The sequence below is a fragment of the Bradyrhizobium sp. FW305-F6 genome (genome assembly GCF_058782905.1).
On the sequence record NZ_JBYSYD010000002.1, the window covers coordinates 792,562 to 810,716 of the forward strand.

The window sequence follows — 18,155 nt, forward strand, 5'->3', positions numbered from 1 at the left end:
GCAACAATAGTGCCCGGATTCGTTTAGCGGATAGACAGCCGGCCCGAACCTGGCGGAAGCTCCGTCCCCGCCGGTATCCATGAGGAGGTGAGCATGACTGCACTCGAAAAGGGCATTACTGCAAACGGCACGGGCTATGGCGGCAAGAGCTGGAACATCCTGGGCCAGGTCTATTTCCCCAAGGCCGTCACCGACTCCACTTTCGCGTTCGAGACCAACAGCGATCCCGGACAGTTCGTGCCGGTGCACATCCATCCGACACAGGACGAGTTCATCCTGGTGCAGGAGGGCACGCTCGACCTCAAGCTCGACGGCGTGTGGGTCAAGGCCCATGCCGGCGACCTCGTGCGCATGCCGCGCGGCATCCCGCACGGCTATTTCAACAAGTCCGACAAGCCCTGCCGCGCGCTGTTCTGGGTCTCGCCGATGCAGAAGCTGGAGGCGCTGTTCGAGCAGCTGCACAATCTGACCGACCCTGCGGAAGTGGTCCGCATCTCGGCGCTGCACGAGGTCGACTTCCTGCCGCCCGAGGCCAACGACTAGCCGTCGCCGCTTCCTCCGCTTTCATCTGCCTGCAGCCCGGCCGGCCGCGCCTTGCGGCCGAACGCCGCCGCTTGCGCGCGAAACAGATCGAGCAATCCCATGGTCAGCCCAAAACATGTCTGCGTGATCGGCGCCGGCGTCTCCGGCCTTGCCGCCGCGAAAGCATTCTCCACCCGCGGCCACCGCGTCACCATCGTCGAACTCAGCGCCGATCTCGGCGGCGTCTGGGAGCCGGCGCGCTCTTATCCCGACGTGCAGACGCAGAGCCCGAAGGAGCTCTATCGCTACACCGACCGCGCCATGCCGGACGCCTATCCGGAATGGCCGACCGGGCCGCAGGTCCACGCCTATCTCGCCGATTACGCCAGGAGCTTCGGCCTCGACCGCATGCTGCGGCTCGACACCGACGTCGCCGGCATGGCGCGCCGTGCCGACGGCAGGCCGGGCTGGACACTCGCGCTGAAAACCAGGGATGGTGCGACGACCAGCGAAGATTTCGATTTCGTCGCGGTCTGCACCGGGCAATTCAACGAGCCGCGCGAGCTGCATTGCCCCGGCGAAGACGCGTTCCTGGCGCAGGGCGGCCAGATCCTGCATTCGTCGAAATACGGCGATCCCGCGCTGGCGAAAGGCCGCCGCGTCGTCGTGCTCGGCGGATCGAAGTCCGCAACCGACATCGCGGTCAACGCGGTGAAATCGGGCGCACGCGAGGTCACGATCGTGATGCGCGAGCCGGTCTGGCGCATTCCCTACTTCATCGGCGGTCTCGTCAACTTCAAGCGCATCCTCTACATCCGCGCGCAGGAGGAGATGTTTCCCGGCTGGGGCGCGAGTGCGATGGCGCGACTCGCCCAGCGCATCGCCGCGCCGCTCATCTGGGCAAACTGGCGCGGGCTGGAGAGCCTGTTGAAGGCCCAGCTCAAGCTGAAGCAATGCAGGATGGTGCCGAAAGAGCGGATCGAGGACGGCGTCAACTGCTCGGTGCCGATCGCAACGCCCGGCTTCTATCCGATGGTCGCCGACGGCCGCATCAAGGCGGTGTTCGGCACCTTCGACCATTATGAAGGCGACAGCATCGTGATGAGCGGCGGTGAGCGCATCGGGGCCGATGTCGCCGTGCTCGCGATCGGCTACAAGCTCGGCGTGCCGTTCCTGCCCGAGTCCTACCGGCAGAAGCTGGTGGACGCTGACGGGCAGTACCGGCTCTACCGCCTGATCGCCAACCCCGACCTGCCCGACATGGGCTTCGTCGGGTTCAACTCGTCGTTCTGCACCGTGCTCTGCGCCGACCTCGCCGCCAACTGGCTGGTGCGCTATGCCGACGGCCAGCTCGCCAACCAGCCGACCGCGCAGGCGATGCGCGACAACATCGAGATGATGCTGCATTTCAAGCGCGTCGAGCGGCCGGCCGCGGGCGTCTATGGCGGGCTGTGCGTCGCACCCTATCACTACCGCCATTTCGACGAGCTGATGGCCGACATCGGCGCGAAGAACCAGAAGACCGGCGGACTCAAAGGACGCTTCCAGCCGCCGGATGCCGATGCTTACGGCAAATTCCTCGCGACGGCGCCGGACTATCGGACGGCGTGAGAGGAGAATTGCGGCAGCTCGCCTCTGGCGTCTACGATCTCGCTGGCCATCGAATCGACGGGAACCAGCCAGAGGATCGGCCATGGGATCGAGACGACTTGCCACCGCGGCGCTTGCTGCTGCTGCCCTCTTCGTCGCGGCGCCGGTCCATGCGCAGAGGGCACCGTCGCCGCAGCAATCGGAGGCGCTCGCCAATTACGAGCGCGCGCTCGGCGACTTCAAGTCCATCCTCGCCGAGCGGCGGCGTCAGATCGAGGCCAAGGAGCCGCTGCCGAACCTGCCGGGACAGGCGCTCTATCTCGCCCGCGTCGCCGTCATCAGCACCTACAAGGATCTCACCGACGCCATGCCGTCGCGGATCGGCCGGCCCAACAAGTTCGAGATTCCCCCGGCCTATTTCGACGCCGACATCGAGCCGCTAATTGAGGAATACGGCAAGCTGTTCGACATCATGGAAGCGCCGCCTGCCGGCGCGCAGAACTCGCCGACGCCGTTCAAGGACGTCGTCGATCTCGCCGTTGCGATCGCGCGCGCCAAGGGGCTCGCGCCTGAACATGCCGAGATGGCAGGGCGCATCAGCCTCGGGCTGTTCTTTGCCGAGACCAACGGCAAGCAGAACGTCCGCAATGCGCGCTCCAACACCTATATGGGCAGCTTCCAGACCGGCCCCTCCGAAGACCGCAACGGCCGACGGAAATGGGAGAAGATCAAGGGCGACGTCGCCGCGATCGATCCGCACCTGAGTGCGCGCGACGACAAGGAAGAGGCCCGGGCCCGCGGCACCGATCAGCGCTTCAACCATTGGACCAACGTGCGCAACGGGTTGATGAACGCGCATGCCGACCTGTTCCGCGAGATCCCCGGCATCGTCAAGACGCTGCCCGACCCGATCGACCAGATGAAGCTATTCCAGTTGATCCAGATCGTTCCCACCCCGACGCGGTCCGCGCTGAAATCGGGCGATCTCCTGAACTACCGGGTCTCCAGCCCCACGATCATGAGGTACCTGCGCAACAACAGCATCTTTGCCTTCGGACAGGCCGACCGGGCGCGAACCTCGGCCAGCTACCGCGAGATCTTCGGCGCGATGTGGCTGTTCGACCGGAAGTTCGAGAAGGCGATGGCGAAGCATGCGGAGCTCAAGCGGCGGTAGTGCCGCGTGCGAGCGGTATCGCTCCTTGCTGAGCTGGGTACGAAACACAGGAGGCGATCATTTCTGCGCGAAGGGCGACCGGTTGATCGGTCGCCCTTCTCTTCATTCTTCAAATTGCGGATCAATGGTGACAATCCGCGGCCATACCCGCGTTCTCAGTAACGCATTAGGCCCGGTCCGCCGAAGCGATAGTTGATACGTGCGGTTACAATATCAATGTCCTGACCGATGCTGTTGGTCGTCGCAACGCCTCCGGGCGCCGCCGCAAAGCCCAGAGTCCGACGATCGAGGAAAATGTGATCGTACTCCACGCCGACCGACCAGTTGGGCGCGAAACCGTACTCCATGCCGGCGCCGACGCTGGCTCCCCAACGCGTATCGCTGCTGCTGTTGATCAAGGCACTGGTCGCCGTGAAGGTGTGGGTGTAGCGGCTATCCACCACGGCGGCGCCGCCCTTCACGTAGAGCAGCGCGTTGTTCCAGGCCCATCCGACCTGGCCCGTGAACAGACCGAAGGCGCGCACCCGGGAATTGATGGTGAGGTCACCCGGCGCGAACACGAAGGCCGGCGACGATACCCGCGATCCGTTCAAGTCGGCCCAGTTGCCCTGCGCTTCCAACCCGAACACCCAGGCCGCCGATTGCCAGCGATACCCGATCTGACCGCCCGCGACGGCGCCGTCTGAGTTGTGACACCCCTCGCTTGCCGTGAAGGGCGCGCCGGCGAAGCTCACGAAATCCCAGCAGTTGCGGGTGGTGCCCCATCCACCGTTGCCGCCGATGTAGAAGCCGCTCCAATCGTAAACCGCCGCGATGGGCGGCGGCGCCTTGACGTAGGGCTTGGCTGCCATATCCGCGGCGTGAGCATGCGTACTCAACGCCAGTGCCGCCACGGCGACACCGGCAAGGATTGTCGTTTTCATGTGGAGTCCCCTTTCAGCTAAATGCCGTCATGACTAGACAACAATCATCAATGCTTCGCTGTAACCGTGAAACCACGGGCACGTTGAAGTTGCGCCAAGAGAGTTCCCCTCAGAGTTGAGCGTGTGGCGCGAAAAGCTCATGTGAATCAATGAAGCTTGGCGCCAGCGCGCCGCAACATCTCGGAACCCAGTCCGTTCGGCGCGACGCTACCTGTCCTTCCGAATCGAAAAACGATTCTTTCGCTTCTCGAAGGCGAGGTATTGCTCGATGGCGGCCTGCAGTTCATCGGCCAATTCCAACCGCCGCTCGGGCGTGTTGAGACCGCGCTGAAGCTCGAGCACCCGGCCGGCCATTTCCTGGCATATCTTCGCAAGCATTTGGTTCATGGCAGCGCTTCCCTCGGGGGTTGGAACGAGAGGAAGTCGGTCTTGGATCACCTCCGACCCCGACCCGAAAGCTCGCGCCGGAGCGTAATGAGTCTGCGATGGCCGCAAACGGGCATAGCGACCAAGATCAAGGGTCTCGGAAATACTCGACCACCGTACTCCGTTCCTATTCGGCGCGTCAGGGGCTTTGTCTTCGTAAGGCTTTGCGCCGCGTGGCGTCGGTCGTGGTGGGCAATCAGGGCGCGCCAAGGAAGCGGGTTGCAAGTGCCAGCGCAGGTTGTAGTCTCGCGGTGACATCGACCACACGGACAATTCCATGCGCATTCTCGTTCTCGGCGGCAGCCAGTTTCTCGGGCGGGCTGTTGCGAGCCATGCTTGCACGGTCGGTCACGACGTGACCTGCGCAGCCCGCGGTCTTGCAGGGCCGATTGCGCCCGGCGCCCGCTTGGTGCGGATCGACCGCGACCTGGCCGACGGACTTGCGCCGCTCACGGGCGAGACGTTCGACGCCGTGGTCGATGTCTCGCGTCATCCCGGCCAGGTCCGCCGCGCGGTCGCCGCGCTGAAGCGGCCACGCGTGCATTGGACCTTCGTCTCGACGATCAGCGTCTACGCGGACAACCGCATCCCCGGGCAGCGCGCCGACACGGCGCCGCTGCGCGAGCCTGTTGCGGCGGAGATCGCGCACAGCACCGAGGCGATCTACGGCGCCGCCAAGGTCGCTTGCGAACAGGCGGTTGGCGACGATGCCTTCATCTGCCGCGCCGGACTGATCGCGGGGCCCGAGGACCCGACCGGTCGGTTCGCCTACTGGCCGGCACGGCTTTCGCGCGGCGGCGAGGTGCTGGCGCCGGGATCGCCTGATGATGCCGTCCAGTTCATCGACGTGCGCGATCTCGCGCAGTGGATCGTGCATGCGGCGGAGACCGACCTCACCGGGATCTATGACGGGATCGGGCCGATCCGCACGCGCGGCGAATTCCTCAGGGAATGCGCATCCGCGCTGGACGCGTCCTGCACCTTCACCTGGGTCGATCGCGCCTTTCTGGAATCGCATGACGTCAGGCGCTGGGCGGGCCCGCGGTCCCTGCCGATGTGGCTGCCCTTGCCGGACTACGCCGGCTTCCTGACGCGCGACACCTCGCCGGCCCGCGCGGCCGGATTGACCTCGCGGCCGATCGCCGACACGGCCCGCGATACGTTTCACTGGCTCCGCGACAGCAACGGCCCGGTCGTCGGTCTCACCGCCGACGAGGAGAAGGAGGTGCTCGCGGCGTGGCATGCGCGAGAGCCGGTTGCGACCGAATTGTAACATTGTCGTCCGCAACGCAGTCCGGCAATATCCGGTGTGGACCGTCGATCGTGCGCGCGATGAAAAGCGGTTTGTGCTGACAAATCTGTCAAAGGCCACACAGCAGTTTGCGACTCAAGGCGGGGGACTGCCATGGGTATGGTGTTCCACGCCCGTTCATTTGTTGCTAGCCTGCCGCACCGACAGACACTCATCGGGGGCTACCGCATGACCTCAGCGAATCCCGCATCTCCCGCACGGCGCGATGGAGCGTGGAGACATGTTGGGCGGGGCTTGGCGCGAGCCCTGCCAAAGGGCTTGGCTGCGGCAGCCGCCGTGGTCGCGCTCGCGGGCTGCGAGGACAAGAACACGTTCGTGGCGCCGCCGCCCCCCAAGGTGGACGTCGCGACGCCGGTGCAGCGCCCGGTGACGCGCTACATCGAGGCCACCGGCAACACGGCGCCGATCAAGAGCGTCGATCTGGTCGCGCGCGTGCAGGGCTTCCTGCAAACGATCGACTATCAGGACGGCACGTTCGTCAAGCAGGGCACCCAGCTGTTCACGATCGAGCCCGAGACCTACAAGCTCAAGCTCGAGCAGGCGCAGGCGGCCGAAGCCGGCGCGCAGGCCTCGCTGCGACAGGCGGAAGCCGACTACAAGCGGCAGGCCGATCTGGTGCAGCGCCAGGCGGTCTCGCAGGCCACGCTCGACACCTCGACCGCCAACCGCGACAACGCGCAGGCCAACCTCCAGCAGGCCCAGGCCAATACGAAACTCGCCGAGGTGAATTACGGCTACACCAAGGTGACGGCACCGTTCGACGGCGTCGTCAGCGCGCACATGGTCTCGATCGGCGAACTCGTCGGCGTCTCCTCGCCGACCCAGCTCGCCACCATCGTCGCGATGGACCCGATCTATGTGAACTTCACCGTCAACGAGCAGGACGTGCTGCGCATCCGCGCCGAGGCGACCCGCCGCGGACTGACGCCCGCGGACATGAAGCATTTCCCGATTCAAGTGGGGCTCCAGACCGAGACCGGCTATCCGCACGAGGGCAAGCTCGACTACGTCTCGCCGACCCTCAACCAGTCGACCGGCACGCTGGCGGTGCGCGGACTCGTTCCCAACGACAAGCGGGTGCTGCTGCCCGGCTATTTCGTTCGGGTCCGCGTGCCTTTCGACCAGGAGAAGAGCGCCCTGCTCGTTCCCGACACCGCACTCGGCAGCGACCAGGGCGGCCGCTATCTGCTGGTGGTCAATGGCGACAACGTCGTCGAGCAACGCAAGGTGCAGATCGGCCCCGTCGACAACGGCCTGCGCGTGATCGAGAGCGGCCTGAAGCCGGAGGACCGCGTGGTGACCGCGGGGCTCCTGCGCGTCATCCCGGGCCAGAAGATCGACCCGCAGGTGACGAAGATCGAGCAGACCCAGGCCTCGAGCAAGTAGGGGCGGCCAGCCATGATCTCAAAGTTCTTCATCGAGCGGCCGGTCCTCTCGAACGTCATCGCGCTCTTGATGATCCTGATCGGCGGCGTGGCGCTGTTCAACCTCGCCGTCGCGCAATACCCTGATGTGGTGCCGCCGACGGTGCAGGTCACCACGCGCTATCCCGGCGCCAGCGCCAAGACGGTGATCGACACCGTTGCCTTGCCGATCGAGCAGCAGGTCAATGGCGTCGAGGACATGCTCTACATGCAGTCCTACAGCGGCGCGGACGGCACCTACACGCTGACCGTGACGTTCAAGATCGGCACCGACCTCAACTTCGCGCAGGTGCTGGTGCAGAATCGCGTCTCCAGCGCGTTGTCGCAACTGCCGCAGGCGGTGCAGAACCAGGGCGTCACGGTTCAGAAGCGATCGACCTCGATCCTCCTGTTCGTGACGCTGACCTCGCCGGATGCGCGGTACGACAGCCTCTTTTTGAGCAATTACGCCACCATCAACATCCGCGACGAGCTCTCGCGCCTGCCGGGCGTCGGCAACGTCACCGTGTTCGGCGCCGGCCAATATTCGATGCGGGTCTGGCTCGATCCGAACAAGCTGCAGGCGAGGAGCCTGGTGCCCCAGGACGTCATCCAGGCGATCCAGCAGCAGAGCCAGCAGGTCTCGGCCGGCCAGGTCGGCGCACCGCCGACGCCGCCGGGCCAGGCGTTCCAGTACACGCTCAACGTCAACGGACGGCTCGAGGACACCAGCCAGTTCGAGAACATCATCGTCAAGACGGGCACGAGCGGCGACGTCACCCGCGTGCGCGACGTGGGCTGGGTCGAACTGGGCGCGCAGACCTACAGCCAGATCTTCTCGCTCAACAAGCAGCCCGCCGTCGGCATCGGCGTGTTCCAGTCGCCCGGCGCCAACGCGCTCCAGGTCGAACAGGCCGTCGAGAAGAAGATGGCCGAGCTCGCCAAGCGCTTCCCGGAAGGCATCAAGTACGACACGCCGTTCGACACCACCAAGTTCGTCGAGGCCTCGGTGCACGAGGTCTACATGACGCTGATCGAGGCCGGCCTGCTGGTGCTGGTCGTGATCCTGGTGTTCCTGCAGGATTGGCGTGCGATGCTGGTGCCGGCGACGACCGTGCCCGTCACCATCATCGGCGCCTTCGCCGCGATGGCGGCACTCGGCTTCACCATCAACATGTCGACGCTGTTCGCGATCGTGCTCGCGATCGGCATCGTGGTCGACGACGCCATCGTCGTGGTCGAAGGCGCGGCCCACAACATCGAGCAGGGCATGAACGGCCACGACGCCGCGATCCGCGCAATGGACCAGCTGTTTGCGCCGATCGTCGGCATCACGCTGGTGCTGATCTCGGTGTTCCTGCCGGCCTCGTTCCTCGCCGGCCTCACCGGGCGGATCTATTCGCAATTCGCGCTGGTGATCGCGGCGACCGCGCTGCTCTCCGCCATCAACGCCGCGACGTTGAAGCCGACGCAATGCGCGCTATGGCTGCGGCCGGCCGTGCCGCCGGAGCAGCGCAATTTCTTCTATCGCGGTTTCAACGCGGTCTATGACCGCGTCGAGCGCGGCTACAGCCGGCTGATCACCTTCCTCGTCAGGCACGCTACCGTCTCGGTCGCCTTCGCGCTCCTGGTGATCGGCGCCAGCGGCTACGGCCTGTCCCGGGTGCCGACCGGCTTCCTGCCGATCGAGGATCAGGGCTACCTGATCGCGGCGGTGCAGTTGCCCGACGGCGCCGCGCTGGAGCGGACGCAGGCCGTGCTCGACAGAGCGAGCGGCCTGATCAAGGACACCCCCGGCGTGGCGCAGGTCATCACCATCGCCGGCATCTCCGCGCTCGACAACAGCGCCAGCCTTGCCAATGCCGGTGTCGCCTACATCATCCTGAAGGATTGGGACGCGCGCAAAGGTCCCGGCGAGGATTTGCGCTCGCTGGTGTTCGGGCTCAACGACAAGCTCGCTGATATCATGGAGGCGCGCACCATCGTGCTGCCGCCGCCGCCGATCCAGGGCATCGGCAACGCCGCCGGCTTCTCGATGCAGGTCGAGCTGCGCGACGGCAACAGCGATTTCGCCAAGCTGCAGGCCATCACCGCGGCGGTGGTCTCCAACGCGCAAAGCCAGAGCGCGCTGCAGCGCGTGCAATCATCGTTCCGCGCCTCGGTGCCGCAATTCAACGTCGAGATCGACCGCGTCAAGACCCAGACGCTGCACGTGACGACGGACCAGGTGTTCGCGGCGCTGTCGACCTATCTCGGCTCGTCCTACGTCAACCAGTTCAACAAGTTCGGCCGCGTGTTCCAGGTCTACACCCAGGCCGATCCCGCCTTCCGCGTCACCGAGCGCGACATCGCCAACATGCAGGTGCGCAACTCCAACGGCGACATGATCCCGATCGGCACCGTCGCCAAGATCACGCCGGCGACCGGCCCGTCGCTGATCAGCCTCTACAACCTCTATCCGTCCTCGACGGTGATCGGCCTGCCGGCGCAGGGCTATTCTTCCGGGCAGTCGCTGAAGCTGATGGAGGAGGTCGCCGACAAGACGCTGCCGCCCGGCACTGGCTACGAATGGACCGCGATGTCGTACCAGGAGAAGGCGGTCTCGAACCAGATCTACTGGGTGTTCGGCCTCGCCATGCTGCTGGTCTATCTGGTGCTCGCCGGCCAGTACGAGAGCTGGTACGCGCCGATCTCGGTGATCCTCGCGGTGCCGCTGTCGCTGCTCGGGCCGATGCTGGTCCTCTCCGCGCTCAAGATCGACAACAACCTCTATTGCCAGATCGGCCTGATCCTGCTGATCGCGCTGTCGGCCAAGAACGCGATCCTGATCGTCGAGGTCGGGCTCGAGCTGCACGGCCGCGACGGCAAGCCGATCCTTGAGTCCGCGATCGAGGCGGCGCGGGCCCGCTTCCGCCCGATCCTGATGACGTCGTTCGCCTTCATCCTCGGCGTCGTCCCGCTGGTGCTGGCGACCGGCGCCGGCGCCAGCGCGCGCAAGTCGATCGGCATCACGGTGTTCTCGGGCATGCTGGCCTCGACCTGCCTCGCGGTGCTGTTCGTGCCGGCCTTCTTCGTGGTGGTGCAGCGCTTCGAGAACTGGCGGGCGGGGAAGAAGGCGGTGAAGGTGCAGCCGGTGGCCGAGGTGAAGACTTAGCTGTTTCTGATCCGCTCGAGACAAAAGCGCGAAAACAACCCCATGCACAGTAGGATGGGGTTTAAAAGGCTTGTTAAAATTTCGGTCTTGCCGAAGTGACTTGCTACGTCGGGCAAAACAGGCGCAGAATGGCATGATGGGCGGCATGGAGAGGCCTCGTGCCCCGGACGCTGCGCAGCGCCACTTCAGCGATGCGCTGCAGAGCCGGGGCCCATGTCTCGATGAAATGCGCAGCCTCTGGGTCCCGGCTCGGCGCCGCAACGCTTGCGCGTTGCAGCTTGTCCGGGACACGAGACTTCACACCGTCTGCGGCGTCCGGATCTCGCGGGGCAGGATCAGTGCGGCGGCGATGGCGAGCAGGCAGAGCGCGGCGAAGGCGTGCAGCATGGTGACGAAGCCGCCCTGCTCGTAGAGCCAGGCAACCAGGCCGACGGAGGCGCCGGCCGCGGTGAAGCCGACGAAATAGCGCACCGCATAGGCGCGCGAGCGCCACTCCTCGGTGGTGTATTTGCCGACCATGGCGTCGTTCACCGTGACCTGCCCGAACGCGCCCATGACGATGCCGATCGACACCAAAATCAGCGGCAAATTGTTCAGGCTCGCGGCCAGATACAGGAACGGCGCCAGCATGAACGACAGCGGCAGCGCCACCGTCTTCAGCGAATAGCGGTCGAGCAGCCGGCCGATCGTGTACTGCGTCATCGCGCCGAACACGTAGACGCCGGCCGCGATGACCCCGAGCAGCGCCGGGCTCCTGGTCAGGTCCGCAAGGCGTTCGGCGAACAGCTTCGGCAGCGCCACGGTGACGGCGTTGAAAGTGGTCGAGATCGCGATCACCACGATCAGCAGCGCCAGGATCACGCGCCACATGTCCTGCTTGGCCACCCGCGCCTGCGCCGCCGCCTGCTTCGAACCCTTGCGGTCCTCGTGCACGACCAGCATCGCAAAAGCGATGCCGATCAGCACCGTAACCACGCCGGGAACGATGAAGGCAAAACGCCAGCCGAGATATTGGCCGACCACGCCGGTGACCAGCGCCGAGGAGGCAACGCCAAGATTGCCCCAGACGCCGTTGATGCCCATCTCGCGGCCGAGCCGGTCGGCATAGGACACGATCATGGCGGTGCCGACGGGGTGATAGATCGAGGCGAAGATGCCGATCGCAAACAGCGCCGCGCCGAGCTGCGCCGGCGTCTGCACGAAGCCGACTGCGACCATGGACAAGCCGATGCCGACGAAGAAGATCAGCATCATGTGGCGGCGGCTCCAGCGGTCCCCCAGCCAGCCGGTCAGCAGCGAGCCGGCGCCGAACGCCACGAAGCCTGGCGTCGCGTAGGGCAAGAGTTCCGAATAGGCCATGCCGAGCGCCGGGCCCATGATGATGACGGCGGCGGCGAAAATCAGCATCGCATAATGGTCGATGAAATGGCCGGCGTTGACGAAACCGATGACCCGGCTGGGGCTGTTCATTCCCGAATCCTCTCCTGCTCCGAAATGAGTTATATGTCCTCCCCATGACGGGATGCTGCCAATGACTGTCTTGCAAACGCCAATCTTGGAAACGCCAATCCTGCGCGAGGTCCGGAGCAATCACCGCTCGCCCGCGGGCGTGCATCTGGTCGCCCGCGACTATCCGAAGGGGATGCGGATCGATCTGCACATGCACCGCGAGGCGCAGCTGATCTATGCGGCCAAGGGCACGATGCAGGTGACCACGCCCGGGGGACGCTGGCTGGTGCCGCCGGACCGTGCGGTCTGGGTGCCGGCCGGGCTCGAGCACGCCATCGACCTGCTCGCCGACATCGAGATGCGTACGCTCTACTTCGATCTCGCCTGGCTGAAGCGCGAAAAGCGCTATCAGGGCTTGTCCAGCGAATTCGTGGTGCGGGTGTCGCCGCTGCTCAATCAGGCGATCCTCGCCCTGTTCGACGGGCGCAACACCGAGGAGCGCACTGAGCTGCTGGTCCGGCTCGTGATGCTGGAACTGCACCAGGCCGAGGATTCCGCGACCTTCGTGCCGCTGCCGCGTGAGGTGCGCTGCCGCCGCGCCGCGATGATCGTGCTCGACGATCCCACCGGCCTGCACGACATCGACACGCTGGCGCGCGAGGTCGGAACCTCCGCGCGGACTCTGTCGCGGCTGTTCTCGAGCGAGACGCAGCTGAGCTTCAAGAGCTGGTGCCAACGTGCAAGGATTGCGGCCGCGATCCAGCTGATATCGACGGATGCAAATGTCTCGGTGAAGCAGCTCGCCACCCAGCTCGGCTACGCCAGCGTGCCGGCCTTTTCGGCGGCGTTCCGCCAGGTGACGGGGCGCACGCCGACGGAGTTTGCCTCACACTCGGTGTCGTCGCCCGGCTTGACCGGGCGACCCAGTACGCCGAGGCGGCTCGGCTAGAATCGAAAAGCTGCGGCGTACTGGATGCCCCGGTCAAGCCGGGGCATGACAGCGTGCTTTGGAGACATAGCCTGGTTTCACATGCAACAAACTTGCGCTTGATTGTGATCGGCTTCCGCCCAAATCTTGTGTAAACTTCCGCAACGCACAAACCGGAATTGAAAAGCCCCGATGGCCAACGCCTTCTTCTCCGACCTGCTCGCCACCATCTCCGAGCGCGGCCGCACGCTGCTGCGCCGTGGCGATTCCGCCGACACCAAACGCGATGCCGATGGATTGCTCGAGCTCTGCGATGCGCTGCTGTCGGGGCGCGGCGAAGCCTCCGGCACCGCGATGGCGCGCGAAGTGCTCGACGTCTACGGGGAGCTCGATGCGACCGGGCGCCGTGCCTTCTTCGAAGGGCTCGTGCGCGATTTCGGCCCGGATCGGGAGCGCCTGTCCAAGGCGATCGAGCAATGGCGCGCCGAGCCGAGCGACGAAGACGCCAGCTCGTTGCATTTCGCCTCGGAGCCGCGGCGGCAGGAGCTGATCCGCCGGCTCAACCGCGCGCCCGGCGGCACCGGCGATCTCGTCGCCATGCGCGCCGATCTGCTCGGCATGATGAACGGGCACACCGATCTCGCCGCGCTCGACCGCGACGTCTCGCATCTTCTCTCTTCGTGGTTCAACAGGGGGTTTCTCGTGCTGCGCAGGATCGACTGGTCGACCCCGGCCAACATCCTCGAAAAGATCATCCGCTACGAGGCCGTGCACGAGATCTCGGACTGGGACGATCTGCGCCGCCGCATCGATCCGGTCGACCGCCGCTGCTACGCGTTCTTCCATCCGGCGATGGTCGACGAGCCCCTGATCTTCGTCGAGGTGGCTCTCACCGAGACGATTCCCGGCGCGATCGCCCCGCTGCTCGCGGTCGACCGCCAGCACCTGCCGATCGAGAAGGCCCGCACCGCCGTGTTCTATTCGATCTCGAATACACAGCGCGGCCTCGGCGGCATCTCCTTCGGCAGCTTCCTGATCAAGCAGGTGGTGGAAGAGCTGCGCCGCGAACTGCCGAAGCTCGACACCTTCGTGACGCTGTCGCCGGTGCCGGGCTTCATGGCCTGGGTGAAGCAGGACAAGGATCTGCCGCTGTCGGACGAGGACCGCGAGACGCTGAAGCGCCTCGACGATCCCAGATGGTTCGAGAGCCCGGAGACGACCGCGCTGCTCCGCGGCGTGCTGGAGCCGCTGGCGGCGCATTATTTCCTCAAGGCGCGCACGCCGAAGGGCCGCCTGATCGATTCCGTCGCCCGCTTCCATCTCGGCAACGGCGCGCGGCTGGAACGCATCAACTGGCTCGGGGACCTCTCGCCGAAGGGCGTGCGCGAGTCCGCCGGCGTGATGGTCAACTATCTCTACCGCCTCGACGACATCGAGAAGAACCACGAGGCCTATGCCAATGACGGCGAGGTCGTGGCCTCGAGCGCAGTGAAGAAGCTGCTGAAGGGTGAAGGACGGCGGCTGCTGGATATGCGGTTGTCGTAACGACAAACTCAGCTGCCGTCCCGGACAAGCGCAGCGAAGCGGAGCGCAGATCAGGGACCCATAGCCACAGGGAGACATGGTTACGGGGACTCGGAGTTGCCTGCTCGCGCCATTGCTCCTCCCTGGGGTTATGGGTCCCCGCCTTCGCGGGGACGACACCGTTGTTGACGCGGCCGTCTCGCCTCGAACTCCGAAGCGCCCCTACTCCGCTAGCGCCTTCATCTCCTTGTACAGATCCGACTTGCCTTCGAAGCCGATGCCGGGAAGGTCGGGCATGGTGATGTGGCCGTTCTCGACGCGCACGCCGTCGGGAAAACCGCCATAGGGCTGGAACAGGTCCGGGTAGCTTTCATTGCCGCCGAGACCTAAGCCCGCGGCGATGTTGAGCGACATCTGGTGGCCGCCATGCGGGATGCAGCGGCTCGGCGACCAGCCGTGGGTCTTCAGCACTTGCAGCGTGCGCTGGTATTCACACAGGCCGTAGGACAGAGCGCAGTCGAATTGCAGCCAGTCTCGGTCGGGGCGCATGCCGCCGTAGCGGATCAGGTTGCGGGCGTCCTGGTGGCTGAACAGGTTCTCGCCTGTCGCCATCGGGCCCGGATAGAACTCAGCGATCGCGGCCTGCAGCGCGTAGTCGAGGGGATCGCCGGCCTCCTCGTACCAGAACAAGGGATAATCGCGCAGCATCTTGGCGTAGGCGATCGCGGTCTCCAGATCGAAGCGGCCGTTGGCGTCGACGGCGAGCTGCGCGTCCTTGCCGATCTCCTTCAGCACCGCCTCGATGCGGGCGCGGTCCTCGGCGATGTCAGCGCCGCCGATCTTCATCTTGACGACGTTGTATCCGCGATCGAGATAGCCGCGCATCTCGGCCCGCAGCATCGAGAGATCCTTGCCGGGATAGTAATAGCCGCCGGCGGCGTAGACGAAGACGCGCGGATTGGCGGTCACGCCGTGACGTTCGGCGAGCAGGCGAAACAGCGGCTTGCCCGCGATCTTCGCCACCGCGTCCCACACCGCCATGTCGATGGTGCCGACCGCGACCGAACGCTCGCCATGGCCGCCCGGCTTCTCGTTGGTCATCATCGCGGCCCAGACCTTGTCGGGATCGAGATTGTCCCCGGCCGCAGTTAGCAGCGACTTCGGATCGGCTTCGAGAATCCGCGCAGCAAACCGCTCGCGGATGAGGCCGCCCTGCCCGTAGCGGCCGTTGGAATTGAAGCCGTAGCCGACCACGCGCTTGCCGTCGCGCACCACATCGGTGACGACGGCGACGAGGCTCGTCGTCATCTTCGTGAAGTCGATATAGGCGTTGCGGATCGGCGAGGAGATCGGTTTGGTGATCTCCAGGACGTCGACGATGCGGACGGACATGGACGGTTTTCCTGGCTGGATCTCTCCGCTCGTCATGGCCGGGCTTGACCCGGCCATCCACGTCTTTGCCACGGAGCAAGTCTGAAGACGTGGATGCCCGGGTCAAGCCCGGGCATGACGACAGAGTGCGGGGCGACGGGCGTCTATTTCTTATCCCTGAAATACGGCTCGACCGGGCCGTGCACCTTGATGGTCAGCGGGTTGCCATGGCGGTCCTTGGCATTTCCTGCGGTGACGCGGACCCAGCCTTCGCTGATGCAGTACTCCTCGACATTGGTCTTCTCGATGCCCTTGAAGCGGATGCCGACGTCGCGCGCCAGGATGTCCGCGTTGTAATAGGGGCTGTTCGGATCGACCGACAGGCGGTCGGGAAATTCGTCGCTCATGATTGTCTCGCTCACAACAGTGTTTCGATTTGATTCCGCAATCCTTCGGGCCGTGCGGTCGGCGCGTAGCGCGCGATCACGCGGCCCTTACGGTCCACCAGGAATTTGGTGAAATTCCATTTGATGGCGGCCCCTAACAGCCCGGATTGCTGGCGTTTCAGATACTCGTACAACGGATGCGCCTTCGGCCCGTTGACGTCGATCTTCGCAAACAGCGGAAAGGTGACGTCGTAGTGGGTCGAGCAAAATTCCTGGATCTCGCTCGCCTGTCCCGGCTCCTGCGCACCGAACTGGTTACAGGGAAAGCCGAGCACGGAGAAGCCGCGCGGCGAGAGATCGCGATGGAGATCCTCGAGGCCGCGATATTGCGGCGTGAAGCCGCATTTGCTCGCGGTGTTGACGATCAAGAGCACCTGTCCCTCGAAACGCCTCAAGGCGACCTCCTCGCCGGCGAGCGAGTTGGCCTTGAAGTCGTAGATATCAGTCATCACTAGCCCACGGGATCGATCGGCGATGGCGGCACGCCGCCGGCCTCGATCGCCTCGCCTGCGAGCAGACAGAGATCCTCGCGATAACGCCCCGACACGATATGCACGCCGACCGGCGCCTTGCCGACCAGGCCTGTGGAGACCACGAGGCCCGGCAATCCCATGAAGGGAATGGCGATCTGCGGCAGCTGCGCTTCCCAGACGCGCTTGAAAGACTCCTCGTCCTTGCGGTCGAGGTGATCCGGAAACGGCAATTCGCCGGAGACCGGCGTCAGCAGCACCGCGTATTTTTCGAAGAACAGCATCCATTCACGCGTCAGCGTAGCGCGCCGCGTCAATGCCTTGGCGTAATTGGCCTGGTCCATCGGCGTGACCCTGGCGCGATTGCCGCGCAGGCACGCGAGTGCACCGGGATCGCCCTCGCGCTCGGCCGCCTCGAGCTGCGCCTCATATCCGTCGCCGAGCCAGAGCTTGATCTGCCAGTCGACCGCCTCGCGCATCGGCGGCGTGTCCTCGATCACGTCGACGGTCCAGCCTGCGCGTTCAAGCCGTTTGCCGGCATCGCTCACCGCCGCCTTCACCTCGGCCGTGGTGGCAAGGCCGCCCGGATTGAGGCAGAGTGCGGCGCGCTTGTCCCGGGCCGGGCCTTGCAGCGGCACCGGCACGAACCAGGGATCGCGGATGTCGCGGGCCGACATGGCTTCGAGCGAAATCCTGAGATCGTTGACGGTGCGCGCCAGCGGCCCCGACACCGCCATGATCTGCGGCCCGATCGGGCGTTCCGGCAGCGCGGGATTGAAGGCGGGAATGCGGCCGAGCGTCGGGCGCAATCCGTGCACGCCGCAGGCATAGGCGGGATAACGGATCGAGCCGGCGATGTCGGTGCCGTGGGCGATGTGGCCGATGCCGGCCGCGACCGCCGAGCCGGCGCCGCCGGATGAGCCTCCCGGCGTCAGCGAGGCATCCCTGGGGTTCTTGGTATCGCCGTGGATGAGATTGGTGGTGAACCAGCGGTAGGAGAAGGCCGGACAATTGGTGCGGCCGAGCAGGATGGCGCCCGACTTTCGGAAATTGGCGACCACCGGATTGTCCTCGCGCGCGATGACATCGCGCTGGAGCTTCAGGCCGTTGGTGGTGGCAAAGCCTTCCTGGTCGACATTGGCCTTGATGGTGACGGGCACGCCGGCAAGCACGCCGGGATCCTCCCCCCTCCCGATGGCGGCATCGACGGCATCGGCCTGCTTGAGCACGTCCTCAGGCCTGTGATCGATCACCGCGTTGAGCTGGGGATTGACGGCATCGAGCCGGGCCAGCCCGGCCTTGGCGGCCTCCCGGGCGGACACTTTGCGGGATTTGACGAGGGTGGCGAGGTCGGCGGCCGACAGGCGCCAGAGATCTTGCATGGCTTGCTCCGTGTAACCGGCGTCTTTTAGCGCCGGGAACGCGGCAAAGCCATGCGGATTTCGCGGGGGCGAGGGCGACGT

At 65.4% G+C, this 18,155-nt stretch carries 15 protein-coding genes; 8 read left to right on the plus strand and 7 right to left on the minus strand.

Features of this window, described 5'->3' with window-relative positions; all coding sequences use genetic code 11:
* The first annotated feature begins 93 nt into the window (after positions 1-93).
* The 3 genes from AC3WLX_RS15090 (at position 94) to AC3WLX_RS15100 (ending at position 3,286) form a co-directional block, all read left to right on the plus strand.
* Positions 94-543, plus strand: a complete 450-nt coding sequence (locus tag AC3WLX_RS15090) for a cupin domain-containing protein (RefSeq protein ID WP_291625361.1) — start codon at positions 94-96, stop codon at positions 541-543.
* Positions 544-642: 99 nt separating this feature from the next.
* The gene (locus AC3WLX_RS15095) at positions 643-2,133 is read left to right on the plus strand and encodes a flavin-containing monooxygenase (protein ID WP_492336537.1); all 1,491 of its coding nucleotides are present in this window, start codon (positions 643-645) and stop codon (positions 2,131-2,133) included.
* An 82-nt stretch (positions 2,134-2,215) separates the two neighbouring features.
* Complete coding sequence (locus tag AC3WLX_RS15100) at positions 2,216-3,286, plus strand: hypothetical protein (RefSeq protein ID WP_492336538.1); 1,071 nt, start codon at positions 2,216-2,218, stop codon at positions 3,284-3,286.
* Positions 3,287-3,441: 155 nt separating this feature from the next.
* Here the strand turns inward: AC3WLX_RS15100 and AC3WLX_RS15105 are convergent, their stop codons facing one another.
* Positions 3,442-4,209 (minus strand): outer membrane protein, encoded by a 768-nt coding sequence (locus tag AC3WLX_RS15105; protein WP_492336539.1) that lies wholly within the window; start codon positions 4,207-4,209, stop codon positions 3,442-3,444.
* 207 nt (positions 4,210-4,416) lie between these two features.
* Complete coding sequence (locus tag AC3WLX_RS15110) at positions 4,417-4,596, minus strand: hypothetical protein (RefSeq protein ID WP_492336540.1); 180 nt, start codon at positions 4,594-4,596, stop codon at positions 4,417-4,419.
* Positions 4,597-4,912: 316 nt separating this feature from the next.
* On the opposite strand from AC3WLX_RS15110, the gene AC3WLX_RS15115 reads away from it, so the two are divergent.
* The 3 genes from AC3WLX_RS15115 to AC3WLX_RS15125 all read left to right on the plus strand — a co-directional run bounded on the left by AC3WLX_RS15115 (position 4,913) and on the right by AC3WLX_RS15125 (position 10,504).
* Positions 4,913-5,908, plus strand: coding sequence for an NAD-dependent epimerase/dehydratase family protein (locus AC3WLX_RS15115; protein WP_492336541.1), 996 nt, complete (start codon positions 4,913-4,915; stop codon positions 5,906-5,908).
* A 207-nt stretch (positions 5,909-6,115) separates the two neighbouring features.
* On the plus strand, positions 6,116-7,333 hold the full coding sequence (locus tag AC3WLX_RS15120; protein WP_291625368.1) for an efflux RND transporter periplasmic adaptor subunit: 1,218 nt from the start codon (positions 6,116-6,118) through the stop codon (positions 7,331-7,333).
* Positions 7,334-7,345: 12 nt separating this feature from the next.
* Positions 7,346-10,504: an efflux RND transporter permease subunit gene (locus tag AC3WLX_RS15125; RefSeq protein WP_492336542.1), complete on the plus strand. Its 3,159-nt coding sequence runs from the start codon at positions 7,346-7,348 to the stop codon at positions 10,502-10,504.
* Between the two features lie 297 nt (positions 10,505-10,801).
* Here AC3WLX_RS15125 and AC3WLX_RS15130 read toward each other — a convergent pair whose 3' ends face one another.
* Entirely contained in the window at positions 10,802-11,974 is a 1,173-nt protein-coding gene (locus AC3WLX_RS15130; RefSeq protein WP_492336543.1) for an MFS transporter, read from the minus strand.
* 52 nt (positions 11,975-12,026) lie between these two features.
* Between AC3WLX_RS15130 and AC3WLX_RS15135 the strand changes: the two genes are divergently transcribed.
* Both AC3WLX_RS15135 and AC3WLX_RS15140 read left to right on the plus strand, forming a co-directional pair.
* The gene (locus AC3WLX_RS15135; protein ID WP_492336544.1) at positions 12,027-12,902 is read left to right on the plus strand and encodes an AraC family transcriptional regulator; all 876 of its coding nucleotides are present in this window, start codon (positions 12,027-12,029) and stop codon (positions 12,900-12,902) included.
* Positions 12,903-13,073: 171 nt separating this feature from the next.
* Positions 13,074-14,426: a malonyl-CoA decarboxylase gene (locus tag AC3WLX_RS15140; RefSeq protein WP_492336545.1), complete on the plus strand. Its 1,353-nt coding sequence runs from the start codon at positions 13,074-13,076 to the stop codon at positions 14,424-14,426.
* 201 nt (positions 14,427-14,627) lie between these two features.
* Here the strand turns inward: AC3WLX_RS15140 and tarD are convergent, their stop codons facing one another.
* From tarD to AC3WLX_RS15160, 4 genes are all read right to left on the minus strand, one after another.
* The gene (gene tarD / locus AC3WLX_RS15145) at positions 14,628-15,797 is read right to left on the minus strand and encodes a D(-)-tartrate dehydratase (RefSeq protein ID WP_492336546.1); all 1,170 of its coding nucleotides are present in this window, start codon (positions 15,795-15,797) and stop codon (positions 14,628-14,630) included.
* Between the two features lie 143 nt (positions 15,798-15,940).
* Complete coding sequence (locus AC3WLX_RS15150; RefSeq protein WP_029674077.1) at positions 15,941-16,183, minus strand: DUF3297 family protein; 243 nt, start codon at positions 16,181-16,183, stop codon at positions 15,941-15,943.
* 11 nt (positions 16,184-16,194) lie between these two features.
* On the minus strand, positions 16,195-16,671 hold the full coding sequence (locus tag AC3WLX_RS15155) for a glutathione peroxidase (protein ID WP_492336547.1): 477 nt from the start codon (positions 16,669-16,671) through the stop codon (positions 16,195-16,197).
* Positions 16,672-16,673: 2 nt separating this feature from the next.
* Entirely contained in the window at positions 16,674-18,074 is a 1,401-nt protein-coding gene (locus AC3WLX_RS15160; RefSeq protein WP_492336548.1) for an amidase family protein, read from the minus strand.
* Between the last annotated feature and the right edge of the window lie 81 nt (positions 18,075-18,155).

Coding starts and splice junctions, on each gene's coding strand:
- AC3WLX_RS15155 (WP_492336547.1), bottom strand. CDS start 16,671: ATGACTGATATCTACGACTTCAAGGCCAACTCGCTCGCCGGCGAGGAG.
- tarD (WP_492336546.1), bottom strand. CDS start 15,797: ATGTCCGTCCGCATCGTCGACGTCCTGGAGATCACCAAACCGATCTCC.
- AC3WLX_RS15160 (WP_492336548.1), bottom strand. CDS start 18,074: ATGCAAGATCTCTGGCGCCTGTCGGCCGCCGACCTCGCCACCCTCGTC.
- AC3WLX_RS15110 (WP_492336540.1), bottom strand. CDS start 4,596: ATGAACCAAATGCTTGCGAAGATATGCCAGGAAATGGCCGGCCGGGTG.
- AC3WLX_RS15125 (WP_492336542.1), top strand. CDS start 7,346: ATGATCTCAAAGTTCTTCATCGAGCGGCCGGTCCTCTCGAACGTCATC.
- AC3WLX_RS15100 (WP_492336538.1), top strand. CDS start 2,216: ATGGGATCGAGACGACTTGCCACCGCGGCGCTTGCTGCTGCTGCCCTC.
- AC3WLX_RS15140 (WP_492336545.1), top strand. CDS start 13,074: ATGGCCAACGCCTTCTTCTCCGACCTGCTCGCCACCATCTCCGAGCGC.
- AC3WLX_RS15090 (WP_291625361.1), top strand. CDS start 94: ATGACTGCACTCGAAAAGGGCATTACTGCAAACGGCACGGGCTATGGC.
- AC3WLX_RS15150 (WP_029674077.1), bottom strand. CDS start 16,183: ATGAGCGACGAATTTCCCGACCGCCTGTCGGTCGATCCGAACAGCCCC.
- AC3WLX_RS15130 (WP_492336543.1), bottom strand. CDS start 11,974: ATGAACAGCCCCAGCCGGGTCATCGGTTTCGTCAACGCCGGCCATTTC.
- AC3WLX_RS15135 (WP_492336544.1), top strand. CDS start 12,027: ATGCTGCCAATGACTGTCTTGCAAACGCCAATCTTGGAAACGCCAATC.
- AC3WLX_RS15095 (WP_492336537.1), top strand. CDS start 643: ATGGTCAGCCCAAAACATGTCTGCGTGATCGGCGCCGGCGTCTCCGGC.
- AC3WLX_RS15120 (WP_291625368.1), top strand. CDS start 6,116: ATGACCTCAGCGAATCCCGCATCTCCCGCACGGCGCGATGGAGCGTGG.
- AC3WLX_RS15105 (WP_492336539.1), bottom strand. CDS start 4,209: ATGAAAACGACAATCCTTGCCGGTGTCGCCGTGGCGGCACTGGCGTTG.
- AC3WLX_RS15115 (WP_492336541.1), top strand. CDS start 4,913: ATGCGCATTCTCGTTCTCGGCGGCAGCCAGTTTCTCGGGCGGGCTGTT.